This window comes from Halobacillus sp. GSS1 (assembly GCF_017307035.1).
GTDB lineage: Bacteria > Bacillota > Bacilli > Bacillales > Halobacillaceae > Halobacillus > Halobacillus litoralis.
The window spans coordinates 303,380-316,331 of record NZ_JAFLHE010000003.1; the positions used below are offsets into that span (position 1 = coordinate 303,380).

Sequence of the window (12,952 nt, forward strand, 5' to 3'; positions counted from 1 at the left end):
AGATGGTTTGATACAAGCGAAGAATACACAAACAATCGAAAAAGTAGCGGATGGTTCCATTCTTACGCCAAAAGGATACAAGGCAGGTGGAATTCATAGCGGATTAAGATACCGAAAAAAGGACTTCGCTCTTCTCATGAGTGACCGACCGGCTTCTGCAGCGGCTGTGTACACTCAAAGCCATTTCCAGGCTCCTCCTTTAAAGGTGACGCAGGAAAGCATTGCGGAACAGGGGAAAATTCAAAGTGTCGTAATCAATAGTGCAGTCGCTAATGCGTGCACAGGAGAAGAAGGCCTGGCTAATGCTTACGAGATGCGTCGTATGATTGCAAAAAGGTTCGGGATGCCGGATGAATACGTAGCTGTAGCCTCTACGGGCGTCATTGGACAACAACTTCCGATGGAAAAAATAGCCCACGGCTGTGAAAATGTAGAACCGACAGAAGCAGGGTATAAAGATTTTCAGCAAGCGATCCTTACGACAGATACTTGTCAAAAGCATGCGTGCTACCAGGTGCAGGTGGAAGGGAAAGTTGTCACCATCGGTGGAGCAGCAAAAGGGTCGGGGATGATTCACCCGAATATGGCGACCATGCTTGGTTTTATCACGACGGATGCCACCATCGAACCTGATGATTTAAAACGTGCATTAAGCCCATCTATTGATAATTCCTTCAATCAGATTACCGTTGATGGAGAGACTTCAACGAATGATATGGTTCTGACGCTTGCGAATGGAGAAATAGATCACGAACCACTGACAGAAAATCACCCGGATTGGGAAGCTTTTCAAACCGCTCTTCAACTTGTTTGTGAAGATCTTGCCAAACAAATCGCCAAAGATGGGGAAGGGGCTACCAAGCTGATTGAAGTGGAGGTCACTGGTGCCCGCACAAATGAAGAAGCGCGAGTGATCGGAAAGAAAGTGGTCGGTTCGAGCCTGGTGAAGACAGCTGTCTACGGGTTGGATGCCAACTGGGGAAGGATTGTCGGCGCCATCGGCCATAGTGATGCAGAATTAGATCCGAATCAGTGTGATATCTACATTGAAGATCAACTTGTATTCAGTAACGGGACACCGTGTCCATTTTCTGAAGAACAAGCAACCGAAGACCTGGACAATGAAAAAGTAAAAATAATCATCCATCTCCATGAAGGAGATGGGGAAGGCACGGCGTGGGGGTGTGACTTGACTTATGACTACGTCAAAATCAATGCAAGTTACAGAACCTAAACCGATTATTGTCATAAAACTCGGTGGAAGTATGCTTGATCAACTCACTGAAGACTTTTACAGTAGCTTTCAAAAACTGCAGGAACACTATCAAATCATTATTGTGCATGGTGGAGGCCCTGCCATTACAAAGTTACTGGGGCAGCTGAATATTGAAGGTGAATTTTATGATGGATTACGAAAGACGACTCCAGAGACGCTCGAGGTTGTAGAAATGGTTCTTGGGGGTTCTGTGAATGGCAGGATTACAGGTCATCTTATGGAGAAGGGAGTCTCGGCTATCGGAGTGAAAGGGTCTGAAGCCGCGTTGCTGCAAGCCGATTACCTGGATAAAGAAAATCTCGGTCTTGTAGGAGAGGTAAGAGATGTGAATCCGTTGCTGCTCCATAAGCTTCTTGACGAAGGGTACCTTCCGGTGGTTGCGCCTTTTGGAAGAACCGATGATCATCAAACGGTAAATATTAATGCTGATGTGGCTGCGGGTGCTATTGCTACAGCTGTCGGTGCTGAAAAGCTTCTTTATGTTACGGATGTCCCAGGTATCCTCGTTGAAGGTGAAGTCCTGGCATACACAACACCCGAAGAAATCGATGGAATGATCGATCAGGGAATTATCTATGGTGGAATGATCCCGAAAGTTCATTCTGCAACGGAAGCTTTATCCGACGATTTAGAAGAAGTGCGGATTGTAAGTGGAGACCAAGCCTTGATGGAAGGTGATGCATTGAATGGTACCTCCATTAGAGCTAAAAGAAAGGAGACGGTATAGTGAGCTTATTTCCTACGTATAACCGCTTTCCTTTAACGATTGTATCTGGAAAGGGAACGAAAGTGACCGACGATCAAGGGAAAGATTATTTGGACTTTGTATCAGGGATTGCTGTATGTAATCTCGGTCATCGCCCTCCAGAAGTTCAGAAAGCGCTGGAAGAACAGTTGAATCAAGTATGGCATGTATCCAACCTGTACCAAATTCCTGTCCAGGAAGAGGCAGCGGAATTGTTGTGTGAAGCCTCTGGCCTACCGTATGCTTTTTTCTGTAACAGCGGGGCAGAAGCGAATGAAGCGGCAATTAAACTTGCCCGTAAACATACAGGAAGAGAGAAAATCATTACATTCAAGCAGTCTTTCCATGGACGGACCTTTGCTACCATGAGTGCAACAGGTCAGGAAAAGATTCATGATGGATTCGGTTCCCTGCTTCCGACGTTTGAATACTTCCCTTATAACGATGTGAAAAGTATAGAGGAAGTTCATGACGGTCATGTGGCTGCGATTATGGTCGAAGTCATCCAGGGAGAAGGTGGAGTCGTACCGGGAACCAAAGAATTCCTGAAGACGGTGGAAGAAAAATGCCGGGAATTAGGTGCCCTTTTGATTATCGATGAAGTTCAAACCGGAATCGGGCGTACAGGAAAAGCTTTCGCCTATCAACACCATGGACTGGATCCTGATATCGTGACAGCTGCCAAAGGATTGGGAAGCGGATTTCCTGTCGGGGCTATGATAGGGAAGGCTGAATTAAAAGATTCCTTCACAGCTGGATCTCACGGTTCTACGTTCGGTGGGAATCCGTTAGCTTCAGCGGCAGTGAAAGCGACCCTTGAAAAAATCTTTGTTCCTGATTTCCTCGCTTCTGTTACGGAGAAAGGGACAGCATTTAAAGATAAGCTTGAAGATTCATTGGCCCCCTTTAAAAGTGTGAAAGAAGTACGTGGGCAAGGTTTGATGTTGGGGATTTCCATATCCAGTGAAGCGATTCAAATCGTTCACTCATTGAGGGGAAAAGGACTTCTAGCTGTGGTAGCTGGTCCGAATGTTTTGAGGCTGCTTCCTCCATTGACTGTGGAATATGAGGAAATGGACCAAGCTGTTGCTTTAATTACCGAAGCGATTCAACAGTACGAAGACAGTCTTCAAAAAGCATAAAAAATGTATAGGCGGTGATGTTCACAGTCGTGTTCAGCACCGTCTTTCTCAAAAGTTAAATGTATAAAAATACGCAATATATAATAAATATTCATTTTATGGGGTGATGGAATGAAAGGGTACTTATGTTTACAAGACGGAACATCATTTGAAGGGAAGGTTTCACAGCACTTTGATCGAAGCGTCCAAGGGGAGATCGTCTTCTTCACCGGCATGACAGGATACCAGGAAGTGCTGACCGATCCTTCTTATAAAGGGCAAATTGTCGTATTTACGTATCCATTGATAGGAAATTACGGGATTAACGAGGAGGATGGAGAAAGCCAAGAGATTCAAGTAAGTGGTGTGGTCATGTACCAATGTGCGGAAACTCCATCACATTTTCAGACTAAGAAGTCATTAGGAACTTATCTGGACGAACAAAATATTCCATACATGACAGAAGTAGATACGAGAGAAGTGACCAAGGCCATTCGTGCAGAAGGCACCCAGCAAGCCGCCCTTTCTCTCGAGACAGATTATCTATTCAAGCCGACAAAGACCCATCAGATTCAGCAGGTAAGTGGTGAAACAATTGATACTTATGGAGAAGCGGGGGTGCATGTGGCACTCATCGACTTCGGTTGGAAGAAATCGATTTTGAATGCTCTTCTTGGAAGAGGTGTCCGCGTCTCGATCCTTCCCTTCTCCAAAATTGGAATGCTGGATACGCTTCAACCAGACGCTATTGTACTATCGAATGGACCAGGGGATCCAAAGGACACTGTCGACTTTTTACCGCATTTGAAAAAGGCTTTGGAGAAGTTTCCGGCCTTTGGAATTTGTATGGGGCATCAGGTCATTGCTCTTGCTTTTGGAGGGGATACGACGAAGCTGACATTCGGTCATCGCGGCGCGAACCATCCGGTCAAAGACGTGGTATCAGGAAAAGTGTTTCTATCCTCACAGAATCATAACTATGTGGTCAAAGAAGACAGCCTGAATGGGACGCCGCTCGTAACAAGGTTTTATAACGTTAATGACGGTTCCATCGAAGGATTGATGCATGATAAGAAGCTAATTATGTCCGCACAATTCCATCCGGAAGCCCATCCCGGACCGAAAGATGCGGAATGGTTGTTTGATCATTTTCTTACACTGGTGAAGAACAAAGGAGTGAAGACACATGTCTCGTAAAGTATTAGTCATCGGATCAGGTCCGATCATGATTGGGCAGGCAGCAGAATTTGATTACTCAGGGACGCAAGGTTGTCTCGCGCTGAAAGAAGAAGGGTGCGAGGTTGTTCTTGTCAATAACAATCCGGCAACCATCATGACAGACCATGACGTCGCGGATGTCGTGTATTGTGAACCATTGACGGTAGAAAGCTTAACAAAAATCATAGACTTGGAAAAACCGGATGCGCTCCTTGCCGGGCTCGGGGGACAGACCGCTCTTAATCTAGCTGTTGAACTGGAAAGAGAAGGCGTCTTGCAGGAGTATGGCCTTGAGTTATTGGGTACCAGTGTGCATTCCATTCAAAAAGGGGAGGACAGAGAATTGTTCCGCGGGTTGATGCATGAATTATCCCAACCAGTCCCTGAAAGTGAAGTGATTACGACGATCGAGCAGGCAGAAGCTTTTGCTGAAAAAGTCGGGTATCCGATCATCAGTCGACCTGCTTATACGCTTGGAGGGCGCGGGGGTGGAATCGTTCACAGACCAGAGGAACTGGAAGAACTAATTGCGACAGGGCTGAAAGCGAGTCCGATCCACCAGGTCATCGTAGAAAAGAGTATCGCAGGTTTCAAGGAAATTGAGTATGAAATCATGCGGGACCACAACGGAACATGCATTTCTGTTTGTAATATGGAAAACTTCGATCCTGTGGGGGTGCATACGGGCGACTCCATTGTTGTTGCTCCCTCCCAGACATTGTCGGATAACGATTACCAAATGCTCCGAACCGCGGCGTTCAAGATTGTTTCTGAACTCGATGTCATCGGTGGTTGCAATGTTCAATTCGCGCTTGATACAGATAGTCGTCAATACTATGTGATTGAGATTAATCCGCGCGTTAGTCGTTCATCAGCCCTGGCTTCGAAAGCCACGGGGTATCCGATTGCAAAAATGGCGACCAAGGTGGCTCTCGGTTATACGCTCGATCAGCTTGAAAATCCCCTTACTGGATATACGTACGCAAGCTTCGAACCGGCGCTTGATTATGTCGTTGTTAAATTCCCGCGCTGGCCGTTCGATAAGTTTTCAGAAGCCGATCGAAAGCTTGGGACGAAGATGCGGGCAACAGGGGAAGTCATGGCTATCGACCGGACCTTGGAAGGGGCATTTCAAAAGGCCGTTCAATCCCTTGATACGAACATCCCCAACATTCAGAACCCTTGGGATCACCTGGAGAAACCAACAGACTTGCGTTACTTCGCTATTCTCCACCTCTTAAGACAAGGAGAAAGTTGGGAGACGATAAACGAAAATACGAAGATTGATCGCTTCTTTTTACAGGTGCTGAAAAACCTTGTCGATTTAGAAAAGTGCCTGCAGCAGGAGACACTGGATGAAGAACTTCTGAGAAAAGTGAAGGTTTGTGGTTTTTCAGATCAGGAGATTGCTCGCCTTGCTGGGATATCTGAAAAAGAAGTGCAAAAAAAGAGAGAAGATTTCGGGATTCTTCGTCAATTCAAGCTCGTCGATACATGTGCAGCGGAATTTGAAGCAGCTACGAACTATGTGTACAGCACATTTGCAGGTGTAAATGAAATTCCCCCACTTCTTGGGAAGAAAAAAGCGTTGATTCTTGGATCCGGCCCGATACGAATCGGGCAGGGAGTTGAATTTGATTATAGTGCTGTGAAAGCTATTCAAAGTCTCCAAAACCAAGGCTGGACGACGATCATGGTGAACAACAATCCGGAAACCGTCAGTACGGATTATGAAACAGCGGATCGCCTTTATTTTGAACCGATTCAAAAAGAAATCATAACATCCATCGTTGATCATGAAGATATTGACCTTGTATTCACATCATTTGGCGGGCAGACAGCCATCAATTTAGCTGCTGAGCTAGAGGCAGAAGGGTTGCCGCTTGCAGGAGTCGGTACGGACGTTCTGGATGCACTCGAGGACAGGGATAAATTCTATGCGGCTTTAAATGACTTGAACATCCCATATGTGTCAGGAACCACTTGTCATACAAAAAACGAAGCTCTAAAAGCGGCAGAACATTACTCTTTTCCAATTCTTTGCCGCCCGTCCTATGTCATCGGCGGTCAGGGGATGGTCATAGTCAAAGATATGAGCGAATTGAAACAGTCGCTTCAAGAAGCGGATGATCGCCATTACCCGATTGTTCTAGACACCTTTATGCAAGGAAAGGAAGTAGAGGTGGACCTCGTGTCGGATGGTGAAAACCTCTATCTTCCTGATGTCATTGAACATCTGGAGCCGGGAGGTGTGCATTCCGGAGACAGTATGGCCCTTTTTCCATCTAAGCTTGATGATGAAGTCAAGAAGACCATTGAGTACTACAGCCATAAAATCGTACGCCATTTTAATTACAAAGGAATCATGAACATCCAGTTTTTACTGAGTGGAGAAAACGTGTATGTGCTGGAAGTAAATCCGAGAGCGAGTCGGACGGTGCCGATTGTGAGCAAGGTGGCAGACGTTCCCCTTGTTGATTTAGCTGTACGTGTATTGGCATCCGGTGAAGTCGATTTGCTGTCCATTCCAACACCAGTGTTTGAGCAAACAGCCGTGAAATATCCTGTCTTTTCTTCCTATGCCTTGACGGAGGTCGACCATAAGCTTGGTCCGAATATGAAGTCAACGGGTGAGGGGATGTGCCTTGGTAAGACCCCAGAAGAAGCACTGCGAAAAGTGTTCTCCCATTTACCGAATGCGCTAGAAGTAAGAGATTCCTGCTTTGTCGAAGGGGATTCTACTTTTTCACTCAAGGAATTTGACGAGTGGCTCAAGGTTGAGGAAGCATCCATTTATCTCAATGATGGATCAAGTTCACAGGATAGCGAACGCAGAATTCAGGCTGTGAAAAATGGAATGACAGTTTTCAGTGAGAAAGCAACGTTCGATGCCTATCTTCAATCATTGGCTTGTAAAGATTTCAACCCTGCCCCTCTGCCGGGTAATAAACGTGAAGGAGTGCAATCGTAATGAATTTGATGGAACAAATGTACACAACAGATGGTTCAATGCATGGGAAGGACGTCTTGACTTGGCTTGATTATAATCAAGCAGAGGTTTCTCAATTGTTAGCGCAGGCTCAACACTTAAAAGAAAATCCTTATTCCCAATCCTTAAAAGGAAAAAACCTGGCGATGATTTTTGAAAAATCTTCGACACGGACACGGGTTTCTTTTGAGGTGGGTATGGTCCAAATGGGCGGCCATGCCCTATATTTGAACACTAGAGATATCCAGATCGGCCGCGGTGAAACCATTGCCGATACGGCTCAGGTACTTTCTGGGTACGTTGACGCAATCATGTTCAGAACCACATCGCATGGGAAGTTGAAGGAGTTAGCTGAATACGCCTCTGTACCTGTGATCAACGGCTTATGTGATATCTATCACCCGTGTCAGGCTTTAGCAGATATCTTCACCATTTTAGAACTGAAAGGTCGCCTGTGCGGAGTGAAGGTTGTTTACATCGGTGACGGAAACAATGTCGCTCATTCACTGATGATTTTAGCTGCTATGATGGGTATGGAAATGGTTGTCTCAGCCCCGGACGGCTATCAGCCCGATCCTCTGATTACCGAGAAATCACAAGCGCTGGCGAAGCGGTATGGCGGATCCGTTGTACTGGAAAAGAATCCAGAAAAGGCCGCGAAGCAAGCGGACGTCATTTACACAGATGTGTGGACAAGTATGGGGCAGGAAGAGGAGAGTGAAAAACGCTTGCTGGATTTCAAAGACTACCAAGTAAATGAAGCATTAATAAGCAAAGCTAAATCGAATGTCTCCTTTTTGCATTGCCTTCCTGCCCATCGAGGGGAAGAAGTTACAGCAGGTGTCATTGACGGGAATCATTCGGCGGTCTTTCAGCAGGCTGAAAATCGTATGCATGTTCAAAAGGCCATTTTACAAGCGGTTGTCGGTTGGAAGTGAATTTATGAGCATAATTCTAACCAAACCAACAATAGGATATAGGAATAGGACCTCATAAATAAAATCTTGTAAAAAGAAGGTCGAAAGGCTACGAATTTCATCGAACACACAAATTTTACAAGGAAATCTAGGATCGATGTGGAAGTAGTTAGGGAGAATATTCAAAACCAAAAGGAGTGGCCATGCAATGAGTAAGCAATTGACAACCGCTGTGGAACCCCAGGTTGTTCGCAGGTCCAATATCAAGGTCGTCGGCGTCTCTTGTCAAACCATGATGGACGAACGGGAAATTAAAATTCCGAGGTTGATGGAGCAGTTCCATACGACCAATCTGCCGAAAGTAAGAAACAGAGTCAACGCACCACGTTCCATCGGAATGTTCGTTGATCCGCCAAATTGGAATGAGATGACCGATGCTTTTTATTGGATTGCTGCTGTAGAGGTCGATAGCTTCGAGAAAATTCCGCCAAACATGATTACAAAGACCATCCCTGCTCATACGTATGCCATGCTTGAATATGACCCTTCCGTGCATGACTTCAATCCGTACGCTTATTTGCATAAGTGGATAAAGGACGAAGGTTATCAGGAGGTGGAAGGATTCGGTTTTGAAGAATACAAACCCTATACAGGTGCTGAAACGAGTTACCGTCTATTCCTGCCTATTAAATAATGAAAACAAGGAGGCATGCCATGGTGTCTCCTTGTTTTTTTATGGTCTCCGATTAAGAGTTTATATAGTAGTCGTTCATTTTTGAACCCTCCGGCCACACTCTATCATAGTTTATGGGTGGGAATAAGGTGCGGATGAAAAAAACACTCCCTGCTTCGGCAGGGAGTGTTTCGTTGTGTTTAAGCCACATTTGAATTAGAGTTTTTCTCGCTTGTTTTTGACCTGAGGCCCCATAAGAAAGGAATGGCCAGGAGAAGAATGATGACTGCAAAAATAGCAATATTGGAATCAATGAGATTGATGATGTTCCCTAAGACGACTCCAACTACACTAAAGTCAGCATCTCCAAACGTTGTTCCCTGGAAGCCTAAGGATCCTAGTACCGGCAGCAATAGAGCCGGAAGGAAGCTGATCATGACACCATTGGCCATCGAACCGATTACTGCTCCTCTTCGACCGCCGGTAGCATTACCGAAGACTCCGGCTGCGGCCCCGGTGAAGAAGTGGGGGACCAACCCTGGAACGATGACTTTCAAACCGAGTAAAGGTAAGAATAACATGCTTACAAGTCCGGCAATAAAGCTGGATAGAAATCCGATAATGACGGCGTTCCCTGCGAAAGGGAAGATGGCTGGAGCATCAAGGGCGGGTTTAGCATTAGGGACAACTTTATCCGCAATCCCTTTGAAAGCAGGAACGATTTCTCCAAGGAGCATGCGAACCCCGGCTAAAATAATATAAACCCCAGCTGCGAACGTAAGTCCCTGCATGAATGCGAAGACTAAAAAGTTCTGTCCGGCACTCAATTCACCTTCAACAAACGCAGGTCCAGCTGCACCTGCAACAACGAAGAACAGAATGATCATTGTTAACGACACGGAAACGGAGGTGTCTCTCAGAAAACCGAGTGATTTTGGTACCTTAATTTCTTCTGTTGATTTTGACCCTTTTCCAACGCGCTTCCCTACGAAAGAAGAGACCAGGTAGCCGATGGAGCCGAAGTGGCCGATGGCGAAATCATCGGAACCGGTGACTTTTCTTGTGAAAGGCTGTAGCATGGCAGGGAAAAGGACCATTAATCCTCCAAGGATAATAGAACCTAGGATAATCAGGGAGATGCCTGAGAAACCACCCGTGGATAAAATGACAGAAATCAGGCAGGCCATGAACATCGTATGGTGTCCGGTTAGAAAGATATACTTAAAAGGGCTGATTCTTGCAAGAATAATATTGACGACCATTCCGAATAACATGATCATCGCCGTTTCTGTCCCGAAGCTTTCCTGAGCAAGGGCAACAATGGCCTCATTATTTGGGATAACTCCATCTACAGCAAAGGCTTCATTGAACATACTGCTGAATTGGCCCAGGGACTGTACGAGAACATTCGCACCAGCCCCGAGGATGACAAAGCCCATTACCGTTTTAAGCGTTCCAGAAACAACATCCCCTGTATTTTTGCGCTGTACCAGGAGTCCGATCAGGGCAAATAAACCAACAAGGATCGCAGGTGTACCTAAGATGTCTTTCATTATTAAATCAATCATGGGAGACGCTCCTTTTTAGTTTAATAGGGTGACTGAACTTTATAGATTCTGCTCTTCCAACGCTGCACGAAGTTCGTTTTTATCCATAAGGTTCCTTAATTTCACGACATTTTTCTTTCCGTCTTCCAGGCTCTCTACGATATCTTCAGACCCTAGATAGACATCCGCTTGTTCTGTCTTGGCTGTTGTTAAATCCGTGTGAGAAACTTCTGCTTCTTTCCCCATATCATTCAACGCTGCTTTAATGTTCATCTCCACAATCATGCTGCTTCCTAAACCGTTTCCACATACAACTAATACTTTTTTCATTTCTAATTCCTCCTCTTTGATTTTAAACTTCTACTGCTTGATTAATCAGGTCAATGACCTGTTCAGTTTCTTCTGCAGAGATTAAACGCTCCACATGTTTTTCATCTGATAACAGTTCTGTGAGTTGTGCCAGGGCTTTCAAATGGGTTTCGTTATCAATGGCTGCCAGTACGATGACAAGTTGAGCCCTATGTTTTTCTTTATCTGAAAAATAAACGGAGTCTTTTAGTCTTAGTAAACTCATGCCAAGTTGTTCCACGCCTGCTTCAGGTCGTGCGTGGGGGATGGCAATACCCGGCGCAATGACAATATAAGGACCTAACTCGTTTACGTTATCAATCATCGCCTGAACGTAGTCGGGGCTAATATACTGCTGATCAATGAGTGGCTGGGATGCCACTTTGATGGCTTCTTCCCAATTCTGGACCTTGTCTTTCAACTGTATCGTTTGTTCTGTTAATAATTCGTTGAGCATGGGCTTTCTCATCTCCTTTGTATGCGGAGTCTTTTGTTCGAGAAGGTATGACAATTCTCTTTTCAATTCGTCCTTACGATGAATTGTCGCGTAGCGTTCGATGACTTGAATGAATGGGTCACCTGTATCAAGATCTGTCGTACTCGAACCAAAAAGTTCATTCATCCGTTGAATGACACGCTCCTTTTCAACATTCGTTAAAATCGCGGGAACATGGACAACGGGTATATCTTTCGTTTTTATGAACTTTGTTGAAAAAATGACATCCGCCTTGTGATCGTTCCTTTGATACTCTCTCATGGAGAGGGTATCTTTGATGTTCAATCCGGCAATTAAATTTTCGAGTTGGGTGCGCAACATATTGGATGTACCAATCCCATTTTCGCAGACGATGACAGCGGTAAGTTTTGTTTCTACCTGCTTCTTTTCTTTCTTGAGCCATCCCCCGAAATGTAAAGTGATGTAAGCGGCCTCCTCATCGGGAATCTTTTTCCCGACATAAAGCTCCAGGTGCTTCATCACCCGTTTGGTCAGGTGAAAAATATCAGGGTAGGTTTCTTGAATCGTTCCCGCTAAGTCATTAGCGATTTTCACTCCATATTTCAACCGGTAATAGGTTGGCTTGATATGAGAAATCAGGTTTTCTGAAAGTCCTTCTTTATCGTCAAACACAACGCAGGAATAGAGTTGGAAGTCGTCAATCATCTGATGGACGACTTCTTTCAACCCGGACAATTCCCGTTCAGAATAGCGGCTGAAGTCATCATGTTGAACTTTCGATCCCAGCAGGTTCATGGTAATGAAACAAACTTCATCCTCAGGGAAATCGATCTCCCACCATTCTTCAAGGGCAGTGGTGATGAGTAAAGATCCCTGGTGAGCTTTGGTCTGCTTGAGAACATGCTTTTCTGCTGGCTGGACAGTGATGTACTTTCCATCCTCGATCCGTTTTGTAATCATTAACACTTGGAAGGATAGGATTTCCACCATTTCATCTGTCAGAGTCAGCCCTAACTCCTTTTCAGCTTCAAAGAGAATTTTCTTCACTTTGCGCCTCTGTTCCGTTTCCTGGGACCATGTGTCGGATTCGGGCTGAATCATCTGGTGAACTTTATTTCTGACGTTTTGCCAATCCGGTTGTGAAAAGATCGTAGCCAAAATATTAGAAAGAACGGTTCTCTTCATATCCTCAGGACCGTTTAATCGGTAACCTATATTTTTTTTGTAGTAGAGCTCGAGTCCCATCTCTTGAAACTCCTGCTTAATCGCTTTAATCATTTTAGCGATTGTGCCTCGGCTCATGCTCGTCAGGTCCATGAAATGCTGCATAGAAGCCTTTTCTTCTTCCAATAGGATTTTAGCTTTGATGAGAATTTCGCGTTCCTGTCTGGACAATTGATACTGCCAGTCATCAAAACTCTTGTCCTGGTTATCCTTCAAATGCGCTTTAGATGAAGAAGGTAAGAATAATCCCTTTCCATGCTCGCTTTGAATGGGTTCCAGATGATTGGCAAGCAACCAACTATTGATTTGATCGATATCATAGTAAATGGTCCGTTGAGACACTTTCATTCTGTCGACTAAATCCTTCGTGGGAATGGGATTGGTTGATTGTTGAATCATTGATAATAAGTGTGCACGTCTATTATCCAATACCATCG

10 protein-coding genes are annotated in these 12,952 nt (G+C 45.0%); 7 read left to right on the forward strand and 3 right to left on the reverse strand.

The window, feature by feature from the left end:
* The first annotated feature begins 7 nt into the window (after window positions 1-7).
* The 7 genes from argJ (at window position 8) to J0K78_RS09945 (ending at window position 8,960) form a co-directional block, all read left to right on the forward strand.
* Entirely contained in the window at window positions 8-1,234 is a 1,227-nt protein-coding gene (gene argJ, locus J0K78_RS09915; RefSeq protein ID WP_206946575.1) for a bifunctional ornithine acetyltransferase/N-acetylglutamate synthase, read from the forward strand.
* Window positions 1,197-2,003: an acetylglutamate kinase gene (argB, locus tag J0K78_RS09920; RefSeq protein WP_206946577.1), complete on the forward strand. Its 807-nt coding sequence runs from the start codon at window positions 1,197-1,199 to the stop codon at window positions 2,001-2,003. Before argJ ends, argB begins: the two co-directional genes overlap by 38 nt.
* Window positions 2,000-3,163 carry an acetylornithine transaminase gene (locus J0K78_RS09925; RefSeq protein ID WP_206946730.1) on the forward strand — a complete coding sequence of 388 codons (1,164 nt, stop codon included), beginning with the start codon at window positions 2,000-2,002 and terminating at the stop codon, window positions 3,161-3,163. The genes argB and J0K78_RS09925 overlap by 4 nt, the downstream gene beginning before the upstream one ends.
* A gap of 111 nt (window positions 3,164-3,274) precedes the next feature.
* Entirely contained in the window at window positions 3,275-4,339 is a 1,065-nt protein-coding gene (locus J0K78_RS09930) for a carbamoyl phosphate synthase small subunit (protein WP_206946579.1), read from the forward strand.
* Window positions 4,329-7,331 (forward strand): carbamoyl-phosphate synthase (glutamine-hydrolyzing) large subunit, encoded by a 3,003-nt coding sequence (locus J0K78_RS09935; RefSeq protein ID WP_206946581.1) that lies wholly within the window; start codon window positions 4,329-4,331, stop codon window positions 7,329-7,331. Before J0K78_RS09930 ends, J0K78_RS09935 begins: the two co-directional genes overlap by 11 nt.
* Window positions 7,331-8,287 carry an ornithine carbamoyltransferase gene (gene argF, locus J0K78_RS09940; RefSeq protein WP_206946583.1) on the forward strand — a complete coding sequence of 319 codons (957 nt, stop codon included), beginning with the start codon at window positions 7,331-7,333 and terminating at the stop codon, window positions 8,285-8,287. The genes J0K78_RS09935 and argF overlap by 1 nt, the downstream gene beginning before the upstream one ends.
* A gap of 187 nt (window positions 8,288-8,474) precedes the next feature.
* Window positions 8,475-8,960, forward strand: coding sequence for a GyrI-like domain-containing protein (locus J0K78_RS09945; RefSeq protein ID WP_160910703.1), 486 nt, complete (start codon window positions 8,475-8,477; stop codon window positions 8,958-8,960).
* 179 nt (window positions 8,961-9,139) lie between these two features.
* On the opposite strand, the gene J0K78_RS09950 is transcribed toward J0K78_RS09945, so the two are convergent.
* From J0K78_RS09950 to J0K78_RS09960, 3 genes are read right to left on the reverse strand one after another with little or no spacing between them, the layout of a single operon-like run.
* Window positions 9,140-10,507, reverse strand: coding sequence for a PTS ascorbate transporter subunit IIC (locus J0K78_RS09950; protein ID WP_206946585.1), 1,368 nt, complete (start codon window positions 10,505-10,507; stop codon window positions 9,140-9,142).
* A gap of 39 nt (window positions 10,508-10,546) precedes the next feature.
* Complete coding sequence (locus J0K78_RS09955) at window positions 10,547-10,816, reverse strand: PTS sugar transporter subunit IIB (protein WP_206946587.1); 270 nt, start codon at window positions 10,814-10,816, stop codon at window positions 10,547-10,549.
* A 22-nt stretch (window positions 10,817-10,838) separates the two neighbouring features.
* The gene (locus J0K78_RS09960; protein WP_206946589.1) at window positions 10,839-12,950 is read right to left on the reverse strand and encodes a BglG family transcription antiterminator; all 2,112 of its coding nucleotides are present in this window, start codon (window positions 12,948-12,950) and stop codon (window positions 10,839-10,841) included.
* Window positions 12,951-12,952 lie beyond the last annotated feature (2 nt).

Coding starts and splice junctions, on each gene's coding strand:
- argB (WP_206946577.1), top strand. CDS start 1,197: ATGACTACGTCAAAATCAATGCAAGTTACAGAACCTAAACCGATTATT.
- J0K78_RS09930 (WP_206946579.1), top strand. CDS start 3,275: ATGAAAGGGTACTTATGTTTACAAGACGGAACATCATTTGAAGGGAAG.
- J0K78_RS09935 (WP_206946581.1), top strand. CDS start 4,329: ATGTCTCGTAAAGTATTAGTCATCGGATCAGGTCCGATCATGATTGGG.
- argF (WP_206946583.1), top strand. CDS start 7,331: ATGAATTTGATGGAACAAATGTACACAACAGATGGTTCAATGCATGGG.
- J0K78_RS09945 (WP_160910703.1), top strand. CDS start 8,475: ATGAGTAAGCAATTGACAACCGCTGTGGAACCCCAGGTTGTTCGCAGG.
- J0K78_RS09950 (WP_206946585.1), bottom strand. CDS start 10,507: ATGATTGATTTAATAATGAAAGACATCTTAGGTACACCTGCGATCCTT.
- J0K78_RS09955 (WP_206946587.1), bottom strand. CDS start 10,816: ATGAAAAAAGTATTAGTTGTATGTGGAAACGGTTTAGGAAGCAGCATG.
- J0K78_RS09960 (WP_206946589.1), bottom strand. CDS start 12,950: ATGGTATTGGATAATAGACGTGCACACTTATTATCAATGATTCAACAA.